Origin of the sequence: Olsenella kribbiana (assembly GCF_036408795.1) — a bacterium.
GTDB classification, from domain to species: Bacteria; Actinomycetota; Coriobacteriia; order Coriobacteriales; family Atopobiaceae; genus Olsenella_L; species Olsenella_L kribbiana.
Genome location: NZ_JAZGJP010000016.1, coordinates 1 through 18,878 on the forward strand (window position 1 = coordinate 1; position 18,878 = coordinate 18,878).

The 18,878-nt window shown below is 60.7% G+C and carries 13 protein-coding genes; 6 read left to right on the plus strand and 7 right to left on the minus strand.

From position 1 onward, the window contains the following. The first annotated feature begins 174 nt into the window (after nucleotides 1–174). Nucleotides 175–2,583, plus strand: coding sequence for a 3'-5' exonuclease family protein (locus VXJ24_RS09430; protein ID WP_330972669.1), 2,409 nt, complete (start codon nucleotides 175–177; stop codon nucleotides 2,581–2,583). A gap of 6 nt (nucleotides 2,584–2,589) precedes the next feature. On the opposite strand, the gene VXJ24_RS09435 is transcribed toward VXJ24_RS09430, so the two are convergent. The 3 genes from VXJ24_RS09435 to VXJ24_RS09445 form a co-directional block, all read right to left on the minus strand. Then, nucleotides 2,590–3,129, minus strand: coding sequence for a hypothetical protein (locus VXJ24_RS09435; protein ID WP_330972670.1), 540 nt, complete (start codon nucleotides 3,127–3,129; stop codon nucleotides 2,590–2,592). Nucleotides 3,130–3,143: 14 nt separating this feature from the next. Continuing rightward, complete coding sequence (locus VXJ24_RS09440) at nucleotides 3,144–3,710, minus strand: hypothetical protein (protein ID WP_330972671.1); 567 nt, start codon at nucleotides 3,708–3,710, stop codon at nucleotides 3,144–3,146. 705 nt (nucleotides 3,711–4,415) lie between these two features. Further along, nucleotides 4,416–6,836 carry a hypothetical protein gene (locus VXJ24_RS09445; RefSeq protein ID WP_330972672.1) on the minus strand — a complete coding sequence of 807 codons (2,421 nt, stop codon included), beginning with the start codon at nucleotides 6,834–6,836 and terminating at the stop codon, nucleotides 4,416–4,418. Between VXJ24_RS09445 and VXJ24_RS09450 the strand changes: the two genes are divergently transcribed. The 3 genes from VXJ24_RS09450 (at nucleotide 6,835) to VXJ24_RS09460 (ending at nucleotide 13,007) form a co-directional block, all read left to right on the plus strand. Beyond that, a complete protein-coding gene (locus VXJ24_RS09450; RefSeq protein ID WP_330972673.1) occupies nucleotides 6,835–7,068 on the plus strand; it encodes a hypothetical protein in 234 nt (77 codons plus the stop codon). The genes VXJ24_RS09445 and VXJ24_RS09450 overlap by 2 nt on opposite strands. Before the next feature lie 534 nt (nucleotides 7,069–7,602). Next, nucleotides 7,603–11,115, plus strand: a complete 3,513-nt coding sequence (locus tag VXJ24_RS09455) for a helicase-related protein (RefSeq protein ID WP_330972674.1) — start codon at nucleotides 7,603–7,605, stop codon at nucleotides 11,113–11,115. After that, a complete protein-coding gene (locus VXJ24_RS09460) occupies nucleotides 11,097–13,007 on the plus strand; it encodes a DUF1156 domain-containing protein (RefSeq protein ID WP_330972675.1) in 1,911 nt (636 codons plus the stop codon). The genes VXJ24_RS09455 and VXJ24_RS09460 overlap by 19 nt, the downstream gene beginning before the upstream one ends. Here VXJ24_RS09460 and VXJ24_RS09465 read toward each other — a convergent pair. Together VXJ24_RS09465 and VXJ24_RS09470 are read right to left on the minus strand one after the other, a co-directional pair. Beyond that, on the minus strand, nucleotides 13,004–13,576 hold the full coding sequence (locus tag VXJ24_RS09465; RefSeq protein WP_330972676.1) for a transposase: 573 nt from the start codon (nucleotides 13,574–13,576) through the stop codon (nucleotides 13,004–13,006). The two genes, VXJ24_RS09460 and VXJ24_RS09465, sit on opposite strands and share 4 nt — an antisense overlap. Continuing rightward, nucleotides 13,563–14,000: an IS1595 family transposase gene (locus VXJ24_RS09470; protein WP_330972677.1), complete on the minus strand. Its 438-nt coding sequence runs from the start codon at nucleotides 13,998–14,000 to the stop codon at nucleotides 13,563–13,565. The genes VXJ24_RS09465 and VXJ24_RS09470 overlap by 14 nt, the downstream gene beginning before the upstream one ends. 232 nt (nucleotides 14,001–14,232) lie before the next feature. On the opposite strand from VXJ24_RS09470, the gene VXJ24_RS09475 reads away from it, so the two are divergent. Together VXJ24_RS09475 and VXJ24_RS09480 are read left to right on the plus strand one after the other, a co-directional pair. Further along, nucleotides 14,233–15,039 carry a DUF8807 domain-containing protein gene (locus tag VXJ24_RS09475; RefSeq protein ID WP_330972678.1) on the plus strand — a complete coding sequence of 269 codons (807 nt, stop codon included), beginning with the start codon at nucleotides 14,233–14,235 and terminating at the stop codon, nucleotides 15,037–15,039. A gap of 14 nt (nucleotides 15,040–15,053) precedes the next feature. After that, complete coding sequence (locus VXJ24_RS09480; protein ID WP_330972679.1) at nucleotides 15,054–18,437, plus strand: DUF499 family protein; 3,384 nt, start codon at nucleotides 15,054–15,056, stop codon at nucleotides 18,435–18,437. Nucleotides 18,438–18,489: 52 nt separating this feature from the next. Here VXJ24_RS09480 and VXJ24_RS09485 read toward each other — a convergent pair whose 3' ends face one another. Both VXJ24_RS09485 and VXJ24_RS09490 read right to left on the minus strand, forming a co-directional pair. Next, complete coding sequence (locus tag VXJ24_RS09485; protein ID WP_330972680.1) at nucleotides 18,490–18,639, minus strand: hypothetical protein; 150 nt, start codon at nucleotides 18,637–18,639, stop codon at nucleotides 18,490–18,492. Then, entirely contained in the window at nucleotides 18,636–18,803 is a 168-nt protein-coding gene (locus VXJ24_RS09490; RefSeq protein ID WP_330972681.1) for a hypothetical protein, read from the minus strand. The genes VXJ24_RS09485 and VXJ24_RS09490 overlap by 4 nt, the downstream gene beginning before the upstream one ends. Between the last annotated feature and the right edge of the window lie 75 nt (nucleotides 18,804–18,878).

An 18,878-nucleotide genomic window follows, 5' to 3' on the forward strand; every position in this document is an offset into this window, starting at 1 on the left:
CTGCATGACCCTTCGCCATCTCGTCCCCCGATCCTCCGGATGCATCAGCCGTTCATCCATATGATGCAGCGGAGCGGCGACAGGAATTCCTGCGGTTATGCCGGAGGTCCTCAGCCATTTAATCAATATTCGTATCGAAGGAGTTCGAGTTTGCTTTACCTGAAGGGATGGCAGATGGTCGACCCGAAGAAGTACCTTGTTTTAGATCTTGAGACCAATGGGCTAAAGCCGGAAAGTGATGACTTGCTCTCCATCTCGATTTATAAGCCCGACGACGGGAGGACATTCGATAGGTTCCTGCCTCTCGAGAAGCAGGACCAGGTCAATCCCGAGGCAGCGTGGGTAAACGGGATTAAACCAGAGGACTTGGATGGGAAGAAGCCCCTCAGCCAAGAGGAAGTCAACACGCTGATCGATGAATTCGAGATGCGCGAGAGAACAATTCTTACCTTTGGCGGTTCGCATGGCGCTTCGGGACGCGGCTTCGACGAACGATTCCTGAAGCAATACTTCGATGACCATGGGCTCGCTGGAATGAGCGAGCTGAATTTTTATGACTTCAAGAGGATGGTCCACTCGGGGAATAGCATGCTCTTTACGGCAACGAAAGACAACCTCTGCAGGGCTTTCGGCATCGAGGGCGTGGCAATCACTCACTCCTCATTAAACGACTGCATACTCGAGTGGAAACTCTTCGAAGCGATGGACGAGTGTCATCTGCTTGTCACGGAGGGAAACGTGTTCAAGATGAACCACGACTACGTGGTTCCAGCATCGTATCTAGACAGGTTTTCGGGGCTTCGGAAATACGCCGGAGTGCCAAAGAGATATGCGGAAGCTCAGAACGTATTTGAGCTCGAACTCTCAGAGGAAACAACGAAAGAATTCCTAAGGTTTCCTACCAACATCTCCGGCGTAACCGTCGAACACCTGATTAATACTGAAGTCCGCGCTAGAAAGATTGATTCGCGCGAGAAGCTTCTCGAGAACAAGTCGAAGCTAGAGTACATCGGGTCGTTTCCTGGGGTATCGGCACCAATACCGGTAGAACAAAGGGACGACGGTCTCACCTACCTATCGTCCTCCGTCCTCGAGCATGCCGCCAAATCGGTGCGGGATGAAATGGGACCGTGCGCACTTGCGGATGTGCTCGATCTCATGAGGGCGAATGGGGGAAGCTTATTTGACCTGCTGCTCTCAAACAACGAAGCGATGAAGGAGTTCTGGAGTATCCGTTTGTCCCCTACGGCAACACAGCTCAGTTCAGAGCTGGAAGCGATTGACCGTCAGAGCGAAGTCGTCGAGGCTGCTGCTCGTGCAGACCGCGCAATCAAGCCGGAGCTGGGACCGCTAACTGACTTCCTGAAGAAGGTGCTTGGCCCGGAAATCATGACTCAGGAGCTCGTGGTGAACCAATCTGAAGGCTGTCTGGCGCTCTGTGATCTATCGTCAGAGAAGGCGGTGGTAGAGATCAAAACCGGCAGCCAAGGCTACGATTCCACAAAATTTGTAAACCAGCTCTACTACCAGGCGCACGGTAGGGACTGCTACGCACTGCACATCGAATGGGGCAAAGGGACCCCTGAAGGAATCTCACGAACGAAATTTATTGTGGAGAAAGTCAAGTTCACGACAACGCGGCCGAGAGCTCCAAGGCAAAGTTCTGGAAAGCTGACCCGGCGTTACGCAATCAGGCACGCCATAACAGAGTGGCGCTACTCGCACCCAAGGGGAGGACCGAAAGGTTGTGCGAAAGCCCTCTGGCTGAAGAGCGCGGAGGTGGAGAAGGCTTGGCCCAAGGCCGATTCCAACGTCATGTACGAGCGAGTGCCGTATCGTGGCAAGCAGAGACTCGCCTTTGAGAGGATGGTCGCCTGGAGGAACGCTCATCCAAGAGGCACGAGGCTTGAGCTCGCCGATGACACGGGGATCTCTGTAAGCGACGTCGAAAAGTGGTGGTATCAGGCGTCGATGCCAGTGAATGGCGGCGAGGGAAGCGCAATCCCGGCAAAAATAGACAACGAGACCATCCGTGAGATGATCAGTGAGTATACGGATAAGTCTTGTCAATACTTGGCGTGGACCGATGAGGAAATCGAGGAACTTAAAAGGCAGGTTTGGGAGCTTTGCAGACAGGCGGGTATGCCAGTTACGGGCGATTGCAGTGTGTTCTACTGGCCAAAAGAGCATTACCTCCCCAAAGAGCGGAAGGTCATCGTCCCCGAACTTAAGTCAGTTGAGGACCATTGCAGAGAAGAGCTTCGCTCCGGCACTAAAGTTCTCAGGATTCCGCTCCACATGACCAGGTACAAGACAAAGGTCTGTTATATGTGGCTCGATCCGCTGAAAGCGAGAATCTCGCGAAAAGAAAGTCCTGACAACGGAGAGGAGGACATCGCCATCATCGCTACAAACAGGGAGATAGCGGTGCTCAAGCCAGGAGACGATTTGTATGAGACGGCGCGAGATCTCGTGGGAAAGTGGATCAGGAGGGTGTTTATAGAGCGCTTGTACGAGGACAAGGAAGGGCAGGTCGTCATAGTGGTCGATAACACTCCAGACATGATTAAACCGAGGGTCTAGACCCTCTTACCCTGCGGTCAGATAGCCAGCGTGGCCTGCGCCGTCGATGACCGCGTAGTCGGCGGAGGTGTTCGAGACCGAGTAGGCGGTGCCGTTGCCGCCCACGAGCTTGGAGTCTGCGTAGAACGTGTTCGACTTGGTCGTGAGCGCCTTCGGAAGCGCCCACGAGGGGGTGGCGAGGATCTTTCTCAGCGAGGACATCCCCGAGAAGGCGTAGTTCCACCTCAGGATTGTGGACGGGTCGAGCCCGCACAGGTCGAGCGTCTCGAGGTTCACGGAGCTGTTGAAGAGGAACTCTATGCTCACGGGGTGGACGTTCGACCAGCCGTCGAAGGCTATCGCGGGCGACTTGGTGTTGTAGAACCAGTAGTCCATGGAGAGGCCCTTGACGCTGGCGAGGTCGGAGGCGAAGGTCACGCTCGTGATGGTGTCGCGCAGGCCGTGCCACGGCATGGACCCGAGCGCCTTGTACCGCGCGTTCGTGCAGAGCGTCCCCGAGGCGGCGATGATGCGGTCGCCGTCTAGCATGCCGGAACGGTTGACCACGAGGGGTCGCCCGATTAGAGGTACGCGAAGGCCCAGGAGCGCTCGTCGTCCGCGCTGCAGGTGAGCAGGCCGTTGTCGCCGGTCGTGAAGGCGGATTTCCCCGCGGTGTCCGTAGCGACCGTGAGGTGCCCACCGACGAGCTTGCAGCAGTCATAGAAGAGTATGCTTGCAATCGCGATCGAGGGGGCGTAGGGGGACTCGCACCAGATCGACCTCAGCTCCGAGTCGCCGGCGAAGGTCTGGTTAGCCTTGGTAACGCCGGAGATGTTGTCGAAGCCGCTCACGTTCATGCGCGAGGTCATGCCCCGGAACCAGTGCGAGATGTCCGGGAAGGAGACGCCCTTGAAGGAGGGGTTGACCTCGACGGAGGTGATCTGCTCCCGTACGGCGTGCCAGGGCACGTCCGTGTCTTTGGCGTAGCCTGCGGCCGACACCACCCAGGATTCCTCCACATCCCAGTATCCCGATGCCACCCCGGGACCGACGAGGTAGTTGAGCTCGAGGAACCTACCCTGGTTGTAGAGGACGGCGTGCGGCTTGAGCCCCGCGTCCCAGGAGAGGTCGCGAATCGTCTGCGCCATCCCACCGGGCTTGTACTTCGCTAAGAGCTCGTTCTGGCCGCGTATCGCGGAGGCGATGTCGGAGAAGGTGGAGTCGGGCACGACGCACACGCCGTCTCTTAGCGCGAGTGTGGCAGCCATGCCCGACTTCGTCCCGTCGAGCGCCGCGACGGCGGTCGCCATGTCCGCCGGCCTGTAGGTCGCGCTGCCACCGTTCTGCTCGCGGATCGCGTTCGCGATGTCGCTAAAAACGGACTCGGCGATGGTTCCCATTCCCATCAGTAGCTCACCCCGAGGGGTCCGGGAACTGCAAGGAAACCCACTCCTTCGTGGCGTACGCGGAGAGGTCTGGAGTCGCTCTGTCGGCGCCCCTTGCGACCGTGGCGTCGGTCGCTCTCGTCGCGCCCAGCTCGCCCTTGAGCCCGGTGAACGCGAATGAGAGCGTCCTGGCGGATGGGGTCCCGCCGAGCGTGACGGAGACGGCGGGCGTGCCTATCTTGGCATCTACAGCCGCGGTGAGCCCTGTCCATTATATTGACAGGGCTCAGCTCTCCGAGAGGGCAGGAAGCGCGAGGGAGGGCGCCTACCGGATCGCCGCGGAGGGCATAACACCGGAGGACATGAGGACCAAGTAGGAATACGGCAGGCAGACGGGTCGCGTTCAGGTTAACAAAGACACATGCGGGGGCAGAGTAGCCCTACGGGCTCGCGGCGTCAGGTATGGGCTCATCGCGATGGCCATGGGAGCAGAGAAAACTCTTGATTCGTCTCCCCCAGGGCAGCAGCGAGGTCATTCCGGCACTTGCTCATCACTTTGATAGTTCGGTTGATTGCCTTGATCATGTCCTTAGCGGACATGCCTTCTTCGGTGTCGTCTTTCCCATGCGGGTCGTTCCCTTCGCCAGGTATGGCGAGCCTGACTGACTCCGACTCAGCCTCGAGTTCGACAATCCTTCTGCAAAGGCTTGCATAGATGGAGGACACTGAGTGCACGTCATCATTGCGGTCGAGGAGAACTGTCTGGCAAAATGCCTCAAGCTTCGAGCACTCCTCCAGGACATATCTCCCGTCGGTAGCAAGCGCCAGCGAGGCCGCCGTGGTCAGGCCCGTGCCTCCGGCCGCACCCAAAAGAGCACCTCCGCCGGCGATAAGCATCGTTCCGCCCGCCATCCCGGCGCCACCTGCGGCAATCGCTCCGCCACCGAGGAATGCAAGGCTTGCGCTCGCGAGCGCCGCTCCGTGTAGGGCGGAAGCCTCAAGTCCGAGCGCGGCGGCGAGGGTTGGAGCAATGGCCGGGGCAAAGCAGGCGGCAAGCCCGCCGGTAGCGGCCATAATGATTGCGGTGCAGGCGACACCCGCAACAAGTCTTTCTCTGGACCCATCCAGTCTGGCCCTCGCCCCGTCCACTGCGTGCCCAAGGTCAGCGAGTTCCTTGGTTCCTGTTACGTCCTGGCGAATGCAGAACACATCGTTTAGGTAGTCCGAGCACGGTTTGAGCCCCTTGTACTCACCGTCGTCGTCGCGGCACAGTGGCCCGTATGGCCTGAAACGTCTCGCCTCCATTGCGACGAGCCATAGCCATGAAGTGTCCTCCCCGTCACCGATGCGCGATCCGATTTTCGCGTATAGCGCATCGTCTGGAAAGAAGTATCCAGCGTCCGCTGCCCAGACAAGGCTCACCGCATCGACGACCTGTTTACTCCACTTCTTTAGCCATGCCCTCTTCCTTGCTGCACGCTTCGGATACTCCTCCGCAGTTATGTCATAGGCCACTATCGCATGCTCTATCGAGTGGAGAATTCGGGCCTGCATGAAGTCCAGCTTGAGACATCCAAGGTCCGCGAGACCGCGCTCGTACGTCTCTTCCGGGCCTTCTTCGGAGGTCGAAGCCTCGTTCTCTAGCGTGGCGCGAACATCTACCACGCATGCGATGGTGAACGTCGCAATGCCGACGTAGTTGACCCGCAGGAAGAACTTGACGGGATCCCTGCTTGCGATGGAGCGCACGGCCGCATCCGCGATGTCGACGCCGACGAAGATGCCGGTCGACACAGTGACCATGCGGCGCATCGCGGGGGTGCCCCAGGGAAGGATGTCCTTGGGGGCGATGCGACCGAGCTCAGCAACCCCATGGATATCCAAGTCTCTGATTTCCCTTGCCACTCTGCGGCAAAAGTAGAATCCCCGCACGACGCACTGATTGACCAGAACGGGAAGGGCCTGCCTGCCTGTCTCCTCCAGCATGCCAATCTCCGTACGAAGGTCGAACTTGCGAGCGGTCCCCTTCACGATCCTCCCATTTTCGTCATGGTCCGCGAGCAGGGTCCCATTGAACAGCCTACTCACCCAAAGGCGTAGGCCAGGCTCCTCCGCGCTTGCCTCCCTGAAGAAGGGAAGGGCAGAAACATCCTTTATGAGGGAAACGATGGGTCCCGGGATGCCGGTGCCGCCCATGAGCGAGCCGCCTGAGCCGGCCATGTCGCTCACCATATGAAAGAACCAGCCGATAGTCCCGAAGGCGATCTTCTCCTGGAGGTTCTTTCCGATGAGGGGCCTATGAGACTCTGGCACGGGCGCGACTCTCAGGGCGCCAGATACGTCCGTACCCACCACGAGCCCGGTGAACTGGGTGAACATCGAGAAGAATAGTCCGTCGATGCCGAAGTGGTGAGAGAAGTCCCTGAGGTGGTGCTGCAGACCGCCGCCGAAGTCATTCGTGTTGCCGTCAGCAGCGAAAGGATGATTCTTCTCCAGTTTCCGTATGGCTCCGGCGAGGTCGTCCCCTTCGTATCCCTCGCTCCTCGCAACCCTTATCACAAAGCGCTCGACCTGGTCCTTTCCCCAACGGTTCGCGCGGTCGAGCGAGAATTCCCCGACCCAAAAAACGTCAACGAGGCCTGCAATCACTCCACTCGCGGCAGCAACGAGGTAGTCAAGCCTGTCGGCCTTGTCCACGCTTGGATCCCAATCGACCTCATCTTCGAGCGTCTCGTGGATGTCCGCGGAGGTTTCTTTGCCCCGTGACGCCTCATTGCCAAGGGTGAGCGAGGGGGTACCCAGAAGGGGAGTGCACTTCTGGAAGGAGATGTCGTACTGGACGAGTGAGCTGACACCGTCGGTTGCCAGCTTTGCTGATTCGCCACTCATGGCCAAGATCCGCCTTTCGAAGTGCATGGCTAACATAACAGTGGTCGGCATTGCCGAACTCATTGCAACGCCTTCGCCAAAGATGGGAGATTGTACGGAGACGAGCGATATAGCAGCTGTATTTCTGATATCAGACTATCACCCGATGGAAGAGGTCAAGGATTCTTTCGCCCGCGGCAGAATCGATGCGGTGAGCGATGGAATCGAGGTCTCATTAGACTCCTTGGCGTAGGTGCTCCCAATAACGTGTGGGAATCGGCCTAAGATTCAGTACCGTGGCGGAAGCGCTCATCAGAACACGGCACGCAGCGCGAGTCTTACCGCCCAGAGGAGGACGCGCAGGAACCCCCACAGGACGGCGAGCGTGATCCTGCCTAGGGCCAAGAAGAACCGTCTCATGACGCACCTCCGAGTCCGGGTTCCAACGATGGCGTGACGGTAGCACGCACGCGCCACATGAATACGAGGCTCACGGCTGGCAGATCGGATGGCCCGTCGTCAAGCGAGGCGCGGACGTCCTCGAGCCGCGAGACGTCCACGAGGCCGTCGCCCACCCTCATCCACCTCGTGGCTCCGTTGACGCCCACCTTGGACGCCGCCAGCTCCCCTGCCGTCGCGAGCTGCTCCCTCCAGCCCCGGTGCCATGATGACTCGCGCGAAACGGGGGCAGCGCTGTCAATCCGCAGAATATTTGATGCCAAGTCCTTAGACGTCTGCAATAATACCGTAGTGTTTTTTTTGTTATCTGCAGTTAGAATAGGTTGCTTTGGATATCAAGTCGCTCACTCCCGGCATGCACGTCACAGGCATAGTCCCGACCGAGGCGGTAGAGATTATCGCCGTCAAACCGTCGAACGACTCTGTCAGCGTTGTATTCCAGAAGCTTGATGGGAGCTACGACTCGGTAGTCCTCTTCTCTGAGGACTTGGATAAAGTCGCAGAGGTTGCAGGTGACGGGGTGCACCGGTTCGATGCCGACGCAAGCTCCTTTCTATTGGCGTCCGAGGCGTTGCGCATCCGGTACTCCTATGCATTCGACAACCGCCTGGCCATGCACACATCGCTCATCGAGCCTTTGCCACACCAGATAACTGCTGTCTACGAGGATATGCTGCCCCGACAGCCGTTGCGGTTCCTCTTGGCGGATGACCCTGGTGCCGGCAAGACTATCATGGCTGGGCTCCTCATCAAGGAGCTCATGATCCGCGGAGAGGTGGAGCGCTGCCTCATCGTCTGCCCGGGAGGCCTGGTTCAGCAGTGGGTAGAGGACGAGCTTGGGCCGAAGTTCGGCCTCGAGTTCCGCATGCTGACGAATGACGTCGTCGACTCCACACGCTCGGGAAACCCCTTCAGGGACATCCCGCTCATGGTCGCCTCGATGGACAAGCTCGCCCGTGACGAGAGGCTCAAGGCGATGCTTGGGGAGGTAGAGTGGGACCTCGTCGTGGTTGACGAGGCACACAAGATGGCAGCACACCGAAATGGGCGCAAGGTGGACGCAACCCGGCGCTACCGTCTCGGCGAGCTGCTACGCGACCACACCAGAAACCTCCTCCTCATGACGGCAACGCCGCACAACGGCAAGGAGGGAGACTTCCAGGAGTTCATGAAGCTCCTCGACCGGGACAGGTTCGAGGGAGGAACAGGCGCTGGCCTTGCGAGGAACACGGACGGCATGATGCGCCGCCTCCAGAAGGAGGAGCTCCTCACCTTCGAGGGCAAGCCCCTGTTCCCGATCCGGGAGGCCAGAACCTCCGCGTACACACTCTCGGCAGGAGAGCAGTCGCTCTACGAGCATGTCACAGAATACGTCCGAGAGGGCTTCAACAGGGCGGATAGAATAGTGCGCCAGGACCGCCGGAACGCGGTGGGGTTCGCGCTGACCTCCCTTCAGAGGAGGCTTGCGTCGTCCCCCATGGCAGCGTGGAAGTCAATCGAGCGCCGCCGTCTGCGTCTCGAAAGGCTGGCCCGGGAAGTCCGGGAGCACGGCACTTACACTGTTCATCCTCATGGTGGCGTGGGCATGGACGAACAGTTCTGGGCCGATTGGGACGACTGGGACGAGGAGGACATCGACGAGGCGCAGGACGACGACACGTTGGTCCTGGATGACGCGACGGCATCCGAGACGCTCGACGAGCTCGAGTCGGAGATCGCTGAGCTGAAAGCACTCGAATCCGAGGCCTCCGATGTCTACCACAGAGGCGAGGACAGGAAGTGGAACGAGCTGCTTAGGCTCCTCGAAAGCGAGCAGATGAAGGGACACGACGGGAAGCGCGAGAAGCTCATCGTCTTCACCGAGTACACAGACACGCTGGAGTACCTCGAGGGAAAGCTATCGAGCTACCTTGGCTCTGCGGGACGTCTCCGCACGATCCGCGGTGGCATGAACCGTGACCAGCGCAGACAGGTCGAGGCGGACTTCAAGCAGGACGACGACGTCAGCGTGCTCGTCGCAACGGATGCCGCAGGGGAGGGAATCAACCTCCAGGTAGCTCACATCCTCATCAACTACGACCTGCCTTGGAATCCGAACCGCATCGAGCAGCGCTTCGGGCGCATACACCGCATCGGGCAGAGGCACACCTGTTACATGTACAACCTGGTTGCGGACGGGACCCGCGAGGGCGAGGTCTGGCACAGGCTCTTCCAGAAGCTCGAACAGGAGTCAGAGACCCTCCATGGAAGGGTGTTCGACGTGCTCGGGCAGGTCACCTACGATGACAAGACGCTGAGCGAGCTGCTCCTCGACGCGATCCGCAGGGACAGCACGCCAGAGCGGCAGAGCTATCTCGACACGGTGATTGACAGCTCACTCGACACCGACAGGCTGAAGGACCTCATGGCGACCGACGTCCTAGCGACCGACTCGCTCGACGTCGAGGACGTCAGGAGGGTGAGGGAGGATATCGAGCGTGCGAACGCCATGCGCCTGCAGCCGCACTACATCCGAAGCTTCTTCGCGAGTGCTGTGGAAGACCTCGGCGGACACATGGTCTCCAACGGGGATGGTACCTACCGTATAAGGAAGGGGAAGGTACCCCTGGCACTACGTGTGAGCTCTTCCGGTGTGAAGAGGCCGCTTGCGGAGGGCTACGCTTCGCTTGCCTTCGACAAGGGCGACGTCAAGGAACCAGGCAAGACGGACCTCGTCTGCGTGGGACACCCGCTCCTTGACGCTGCTGTCGAGGAGATCCTCGCAAAGCATGGGGAGTCCCTCGGCAGAGGCTCTATTCTGATCGATGACGCCAACCGAACGCTCGCGCCGCGAGAGCTCCTTACGTACCTCCTCACACTCGTGGACGGCTGCGGGCAGGTCTGCGAGCGGCGCCTGTACTACGTAGAGGTCGAGCGGGGCAAGGAGCCGGTCATATTCGGACAGGCGCCCTACATCGACTACAGGCCGCCAAGCAAGGAGGAGTTGGCGCGGCTGGAAACAGGTGCGCTCGACCCGCTGGGGCTGGGCCGCGATGGAGAGGAACGGGCGGAAAGGATTCTCATGGACGGACCGGTCGCCCATGACGTGCGCGAGATCTCCGAGAAGCGCGCTGCGAGGGTTGACAAGGTCGAGGAGGCAGTCCGGCAAAGGCTCAATCACGCTATAGCAACCGCAAGCACCGAGAAGGAGAGGTGGGCCGAGCGGGCGCGCAGCGGAGAAGAGGGCGCGCGGCCCACGGCTGCGAACAAGAAGCGGGAGCTCGAGTCGCTTATTGCGAGGCGTGACACGAGGCTTAAGGAGCTCGAGGGCGAGCGCATGGTGCGCCCCAAACCGCTCAAGCTGGTATCTGCCGCGGTCGTGATTCCGTCGAGGGCTATCTCGACCAGTGCCGAGGCAGCAAGGGACCTGTTCGAGGCGCGCAAGGCGTCGGAGGAGCGGGGCATGGACGCGGTGATGCGCATCGAGCGTCACCTGCACCACGACCCAGAGGACGTCTCCAGGCAAAATATGGGCTGGGACATCCAGTCATACGTCGAGCGCCTGGACGGGACCGGAGACTGGAGATTCATCGAAAGCAAGGGCATCCGGGAGGATGCCGACACCGTAACGCTCTCCCCGAACGAGGTCCGCAAGGCTGCCGGAAACAGCGACACCTTCGTGCTCGCAGTGACGAGGCCGCTCGGGAGGGGAACAAGGACCACCTACTACTTCGGCGCGGTGCAGGACGACTACAACCCTGCGCTCGACTCCTATCCGTACAAGCTGAGCATGCTCGAGGAGCGGGCGGCATCGTGCGAGACATATGACATCGAGGACGGGAAATGTACAAGAAGAAGCTGATAGAGACCTCCATCCCCCTAGACGAGATCAACGCTCAGGCCGTGAGGGAGAAGTCCATTAGGAAGGGCCACCCCTCGACACTGCATCTGTGGTGGGCTCGGCGCCCCCTGGCGGCGGCGCGCTGCGTCATCTTCGCGAGCATGGTGGACGACCCCGGCGAGCACCCGGAGCTCTTCCCCACGGAGGAGGAGCAGGACAAGGAACGCGAGCGTCTCTTCGGAATCATAAGAAGACTGGCAGACTGGGACAACATCGGCGACGAGGCCCTCTACGACGAGGCCCGTGCAGAGATGAAGAAATATGCGCCGAATGGCGAGCTGCCCGAGTTCCTCGACCCCTTCGCGGGAGGCGGTGCCCTTCCCCTCGAGGCCCAGCGCCTCGGCCTGGTGGCACATGCGGCGGACCTGAACCCAATCCCAGTAACTATCAACCGCGCGATGATCGACATTCCGGCCAGGTTCTGCGGGCAGGACCCCGTGAACCCCGAGGCCAGGAGCCGCGGCCTTGCGGGCACCTACCCGCGCGCTACCGGGCTTGCCGCCGACGTGGAGTACTACGCCAACCTCATGCGCGAGAAGGCCAAGGAGCGGATAGGACAGAACTACCCCGACGTCGAGGTGACGAGAGGAGGCGTGAACAAGAGGGCCACGCCCATCGCCTACATCTGGGCGCGCACCGTGACCTGTCCGAACCCTGCCTGCCGACACGAGACCCCGCTCGTGAAGTCCTTCTGGCTCTCCAAGAAGGCAAAACACCGCGCCTACATTGACCCCATCGCCGCAGATGGCGAGATGCGCTACGTGGTGCACTTTGAAGGTGATGGCAGACCCGCCGACTTCGCCCATGTGCACGACAGTACGGTTGATCGCAATGGTGCAGTTTGCTTGCACTGTGGCGCACCCATCTCGCTCGATCATATACGTGCAGAGAGTCGTGAGCATGGGCTAGGCAACCATCTCATGGCCATCGTGAGCGAGAGTCCCTTTGGCAAGGGAAGATGGTACTCGAGCCCTCGCGACGAAGACACTTATAACGCTCAGGTTCGGAAGCCGACTGGTTCTCCAATGGGGAAGCTGGCAAAGAAGTATACGGGCGGTTCGTGCGTTACGTATGGCTTCGATACCTTTGACAAGCTCTTCACCAACCGCCAGCTGACAGCTCTCACTACGCTCTCAGGCCTTGTCATGGCCATGCGACCAACCATCGAATCAGATGCCATTGCCGCAGGTTTGGCTGATGATCATATAAGCCTCAGGGATGGTGGCACTGGCGCACGGGCCTATGGTGAAAGCATATCGGTATACCTTGCCTTCATGGTAGATAAGGAAGCAGATTACTGCTCATCAATCTGCATATGGCATACCACTCGCGAGACGATGGCTAATACGATGAGGCGTCAGGCGATTCCTATGACATGGGATTATGCGGAAGTAAACCCTCTATCTACATCATCGGGTTCGTTCCATAGCATGGTAGGCCAGATTGTTGAATCTATTAAGACGCTGCCATCTCTTCCAGAATGCGACGCGATACAACGTGATTCTACGAAGACAGAAGGCTTGTCCAACCTCCTCATCTCGACTGATCCGCCCTATTACGACAACATCGATTACTCAGACCTCTCTGACTACTTTTATGTCTGGATGCGACGAAGCCTGAAAGACGTATGGCCTGATACATTTGGCACCATGCTTACACCCAAGGCCGAGGAACTCGTTGCCATCCCCTGGCGTTTCGAGGGCGGTGCCGAAGAAGCGAAGTCCTTCTTCGAGAATGGCATGCGAGAGACCTTTACCCGGCTGTCTTATGCAATGTCGGACGACTATCCGATGACCGTCTACTACGCTTATAAGCAATCTGAGAAAATGACTAAGGACTTGCAGCATAGTTAGGCTTCCTGAACTGTAAGCTGCTTAGGCAAGATCGCAGGCATCTTCGGCTGGACCGTCGCGGTGGCGGCGATGTCCGAGAGCGGGACGTGGAAGAGGCACATCTCGTGGAGGAGGTCCCTGCATGCATCGGAGGAGCTCCGGTGGCTGTAGCGCCAGCTGAACGAGTCGGCATATGACTGCATGTGCGTCTTGGGAAGGCCGTGGAAGGCGCCCTCCACATACGCCTTGAAGTTCGAGATGACCCTGTGGACCATGGGAAGGGAGGCATCGCCGTCCGACCCGTCGTAAACCTTCTGCTCGAGGCCGCGGAAGGAGGAGAGCCCTGCCGCTATGCCGCTCCAGGCATCCGCACGTATCCTCGACGTGTGGCAGAGATGGTCGTGCCCGAACTGCCTCCACGAGTCTCCCGAGCAGTCCTCGGCGCAGCGGATGACGCAGGAGCCCTTCCCGGCAGGCGCCCTGTCCACGGCCGCGAGCATCGGCTGCTGCTCCGTGCCCCTTCCGCTCGTGCCATGGGCCTTCGTCCCGATATAGAAGTCGTCGGCCTCCACGCAGTCAGCACTGAGCACGTTGAACGCACTCCGATCCGGCCATCGCGCAGCGTATCCTCGCGAGCACCTTTCCTGCCGTCTTCGAGCTGCAGCCTATCTGGCGCTGGAGGGCGCATGCGCTCACGCCTGCCTTCTGGCTGGACATGAGCCATATCGCCACGAACCACTTCCTTAGGGGCAGGTGGGTGCCCTCCATCATCGTGTCTGCCGTGACCGAGAACTGGTGCGAGCACTTGGTGCACTGCCACTTGTGTGCCCGTCCATGCACCTTCGAGCAGGCGGTATTGCCGCACACGGGGCATACGAACCCTCCAGGGAACTTCTCCTCGAGGAGCCTCCTCTCGCACGACTCCTCGTCCGGATACCTCTCCAGGAGGTCCATGAGCGTCCCCCTGCTCTCGCACTCATGCCTGCTCAGCCCGCCTGCATGCCCCTTTGCCATCCTGTCCTCCGCCCTCTCGGATGCATCAACGCTTCATCCTCATTGTGCGGTTCGGAGGCGACAGGAATTCCTGCGGCTATGCTGGAGGTCCTCAGTCATTTCTGAGAATACGAACGATGGACGTACATCATCCGGCTGGGAGACCATGCTTCAGGCTCTCATTGATGCCGGTTTGCTCATCACCGGAACCTGGCCGATGAGAACCGAGCTGACGACTGCATTGAAGGGGAAGGTGAACGCCCTCGCGTCCTCCATCGTCCTCGTCTGCCGCCGCCGTCCCGAGGACGCCCCCATCGCGTCGCGCCCTGAGTTTCTCCGCGCCCTGCGGCGTAACCTGCGCGACGGCCTCGCTGAAATGCAGGGCGGATCAATCGCCCCCGTGGACCTCGCCCAGGCGGCCATCGGTCCGGGCATGGCGGCATTCTCGAAGTACTCCGAGGTCCTCGAGGCGGACGGCACCCCGATGAGCGTGCACGTGGCGCTCGGCATCATAAACGAGCAGCTCGACGCCCTCATGGGCGAGAGCGGAGAGGACCTGGACGGAGAGACGCGGTTCTGCATTACATGGTACGCGGAGCACGGATTCGACGAGGGACCCTTCGGGGATGCCCAGGTGCTCCAGAACGCAAGGGGCGCCTCCCTTGAGGCGCTCTCGCACGCGGGAGTCCTTGCAAGCGGCGGCGGCAAGGTGAGGCTCGTGAGGCCGACCGAGGTCGCGGACCTCGCTCGGGCCCGCCTCGCGCCGTCCTGCTGGAGTGACCTCATGGCGGAGGTAGGCGCACTCGAATCGCGTGACGGAGTTGCAGCCGCTGCCAGAGCCGCCTCCGAGTTCGACGACGCCCGGGCAGAGCGCACGAAGTCGCTCGCATATCTCCTCTTCCAGAGCGCGGAACGATCCGGCAGAGGCGAGGACGCACAGCTCTTCAACGATCTTGTGACATCCTGGGGAGACATAACGGAGCGTGCCGAAGACATGAGACGGCACCGTCCGGTCCAGGAGCGCCTGGACTTTGACCTTGGACATGATGTGGACGCTTAGGATAGGTGGTTTGGATGAAGCTCGAGATGGACAACAACTCTCTCATCGGAAGCGCATTTGATGCCATGCGCCCGACGCTCGGCGCCTTCATAATGCGCGAGATGATCCGCAACTACCACGACAGCTGGTGGGAGGAAGGAGTGATGGCGCACCTCTACGAGGACCAGCGGCGTGATGTTGCAGCCGACTCAACGGATGACACCGTGCGCATCGATTCGCTGGACATCCTCCTCATGCTGAGGCTCATCGTACAGTCATGGAAGGACGTCTTCCGCCCCGTGATGGACAGGAGGTCCCAATCCTGGGTGAGGGAACTCATAGACACGAGGAATACCTGGGCGCACCGCACGGGCGACGGGTTCTCCGACGAAGAGACGACGCGCGCTCTCGACACCATGGCGCTTCTCATGGACCAGATCGACCCCGAGACGGCAGTCGCCATCCGAGACTACCGGCGCTCCGTGATGGAGAGAAATGCTGTCACGGCGGAGCCAGTCGCTCCCGTATCGAAGGCGGCATCCTGGAGTGCCGTCACGCCCACGCCGACACAGGGCGGCAGCGAGGTGCTCGGGACGCTTCGTCCATGGAGGAGCGTCGTCGCCCCCAAGGACGACGTTGCGCGCGGCCAGTTCAAGACCGCAGAGTTCGCGCTCGACCTCGCATCGGTCGCCAAGGGTGAGGCTGGCTTCGAGTACCAGGACCCCAAGGAGTTCTACTCGAGAACGTACATCACGGAGGGCATGAGGTCCCTCCTCGCTAACGTAATGCGAAGGGTCTCCGGGGCTTCCGGCGGGGGCGACCCCGTCGTCGAGCTGAAGACCGCCTTCGGCGGCGGCAAGACGCACAGCATGCTCGCGGTCTACCATCTCATGCGCACCTCGAAGATAGCACGCGAGCTGCCGGGGGTCGCTGAGGTGATGGACGCGGCAGGGGTCCAGTCACTGCCGGAAAGGGTGTATGTCGCGACGCTCGTTGGCACGGACCTCGACCCCTCGTCATCGAAGAACCCGCCGTTCCTGTCGGGTAAGGTGAACACGCTCTGGGGGGAGATGGCCTACCAGCTCTGCCTCCAGAAAGGAGATCCCGCCCCCTACGGCATCCTCCGATCTGCGGACTCGAAGGGCGTCGCCCCCGGCACCGACGCCCTGACGAGGTTCTTCAAGGAAATCGGCCCCTGCGTCATCCTCATGGACGAGTTCGTGCGCTACGCGGCAAACCTCTACGGCAACGATTCGAGGAACCTTCCTGCAGGCACGTTCGACAGCGTCCTCACCTTCATGCAGCAGCTCACCGAGGCCGTGAAGCGCACGGATGACTGCATTCTCGTGGCCTCGCTCGCAGAGAGCGACAGGGAGCAGGGCGGAACCGGGGGCAGGGAAGCCTTCGAGCGCGTCGAGCACATCTTCGGGCGCGTGAACGCGATCTGGCGGGCCGCCTCCAACGAGGAGGGCTTCGAGATCGTGAAGAAGCGCCTCTTCGGAAGCTACGACGAGAGCCTCGCCGCACCCGTCGCCGACGCGTTCATGGAGTACTACGCGGAGGCGCCCGACAAGTTCCCCGTGGAGTGCCGGGACCCCTCTTACAGGGACAGGATCCTCCGGTGCTACCCCGTGCACCCGCAGCTCTTCGACAGGCTCTATGAGGACTGGAGCACACTCGAGAACTTCCAGAGAACCCGCGGGGTGCTTCGGCTCATGGCGACCGTCATCCACAACCTCTGGGAGGCAAACGACGCCGACCCGCTTATCATGCCGGGGTCCGTGGACTTCTCCGACTCGCGGATCAGCGAGGAGATCTTCCAGTACCTCGACCCGGCCTGGAACGCCATCGTGGACACCGACGTCGATGGTAGCAACTCGGTGCCATCCACAATAGACCGCAACAATAGCCGGTTCTCCCGTCCCAAGGCCGCACGCAGGGTGGCCAGGACGGTGTTCCTGGGGAGCGCACCAACATCACGCGGAGAGAGCCTGAGGGGTCTCGATGCATCCGACATACGCCTCGGCGCCGCCGTCCCCGGAACAAGCGTCACGATCTATGATGACGCGCTGGCTAAGATGCGCGACGAGCTGAGCTACCTCTACACCTCCGGGACCCGGTTCTGGTATGACACCCACCCGACACTCGAGAAGATGGCAAGAGACCGCGCAAGCAGCCAGAGCGCGGAGGCAATCGAAGAGCGAATCGTCGAAATAGTGCGGGAATCCGAGAGGTCCTCCAGGACGGGCTTCCACTCCGTCTACACCTGCCCGAAGTCAAGCAACGAGGTGCCAGATGCACCATACCTCGCGCTTGCGATCCTCCCTCCCTCAAAGACGATGTCTAGGGACCTCTCCCGCTCGGATGCCGTGGCGTGGGCGGCTGACTGCCTGAGCATGTGCGGAGGCACGATGCGCTCCAATAGAAACATGCTGCTCTTCGTCGCTGCGGACAAGACGGCCCTGTCGGATGCGAGGGACGCCGTCCGCCGGGAGCTGGCCTGGAAGAGCATCGACCGGGAGTCGGATGCGATGGAGCTCACCCGCCATGCCGTCGAGGACATGCGCGGGAAGCTGAAGAACGCGACATCGCGTGCGAAACGCCTCGTCCTCGGCGCATTCAAGCACCTCGTTTTCCCGACGCAAGACAGGGGCGACATATCCAAGGTCGAGTGGGACAGCTGTGGCATCGACGGCGGCGACCAGATCTCCAAGCGGGCCTGGAATCGTGCTGTCTCCGATGGCTTGGTTGCGCAGGCCTTCTCCCCCTTCATGCTCCAAAGGGACCTCGACGACATCTTGCTCGCCGAGCGGGAGAGTGCGCATATTCCGGAAATCTGGAACGACTACTGCAGATACAGCTACCTCCAGACGCTTGCCTCCGAGGAAGTGCTCAAGGCATCCATAGAGCAGGCGGTCAAGAGCAGGGACTACTTCGGATATGCTGACGGAGAGGGCAGCGATGGGCGTTTCCTCGGTCTCAGACTTGGGGAACGCCCGATGGTGGACATGCGGAATGGCATCATCGTCTCCCGCGAGGCGGCACTCGAGCAGCTCGCCTTCGATCACAGCCACGATGGGGGAGGCTCGGACGTAGGCGATGATACGCCGCCGGGTCCAGAAGTGCGACAGGGAGACTCTTCGCGCATGGACGGCAAGCCCAATGCCCATGGAGAAGAGCCGAAGAGGCCTCGTTTCACCGAGGTCGAGCTCGAGGCGACTCTTGACCAATGGTCGGCAGGCTCTGACGTCGGGAACATCGTCGAGGAGATACTCCAGCGTCTCTACGACCAAAAAGGCTCCTCGGCACATCTCACGCTTTCAGCAGACGTCTCGGTGCCAGACGGCATCGACGATACGACACTGCGAATTATCGAGGAGAACGGCAAGACCCTCGGCGTGACGCTCCGGATTAGATGATTCGGGAAAGCCATTCCTGCCATTAGCGGTGTCTGTATTATGACGTCCCAGGTCACTTCCTGCTCTCCGCCCACTGCCAGGCGCCGATGAGGTGGCGCAGCTTCGCCTGGCGCTCTCCCGTCACGACGATGGAGACCACGCCGTGGCGTATCGCGTCCACGTCGCCGTGGTCCGCAAGGTAGAGCAGGCACGCGCGCCTCATCGTCGCGAACTCATCGTCGCGAAATCAGCGGCGCCCACGGAGGGCTCGGGCATCATGGCCGAGCCCTCCTCGTAGGCGGAGACGACGGCTATCAGCACCGTCTCGTCCCCGTCCATGGCCACTATCGGTGCGTCCTCGCCGTTGTAGGACCAGCCGTCTGCCACGCGGGCCGTCAGGGAGCGGGAAGAGATGCTTGCTCCCTGTGCAAGCGTCTTGGGCGGGTAGAGAGTGGAGGTGTC

Coding starts and splice junctions, on each gene's coding strand:
- VXJ24_RS09470 (WP_330972677.1), bottom strand. CDS start 14,000: ATGGCAAAGGGGCATGCAGGCGGGCTGAGCAGGCATGAGTGCGAGAGC.
- VXJ24_RS09450 (WP_330972673.1), top strand. CDS start 6,835: ATGGCCAAGATCCGCCTTTCGAAGTGCATGGCTAACATAACAGTGGTC.
- VXJ24_RS09485 (WP_330972680.1), bottom strand. CDS start 18,639: ATGAGGCGCGCGTGCCTGCTCTACCTTGCGGACCACGGCGACGTGGAC.
- VXJ24_RS09445 (WP_330972672.1), bottom strand. CDS start 6,836: ATGAGTGGCGAATCAGCAAAGCTGGCAACCGACGGTGTCAGCTCACTC.
- VXJ24_RS09430 (WP_330972669.1), top strand. CDS start 175: ATGGTCGACCCGAAGAAGTACCTTGTTTTAGATCTTGAGACCAATGGG.
- VXJ24_RS09460 (WP_330972675.1), top strand. CDS start 11,097: ATGTACAAGAAGAAGCTGATAGAGACCTCCATCCCCCTAGACGAGATC.
- VXJ24_RS09440 (WP_330972671.1), bottom strand. CDS start 3,710: ATGGCGCAGACGATTCGCGACCTCTCCTGGGACGCGGGGCTCAAGCCG.
- VXJ24_RS09480 (WP_330972679.1), top strand. CDS start 15,054: ATGAAGCTCGAGATGGACAACAACTCTCTCATCGGAAGCGCATTTGAT.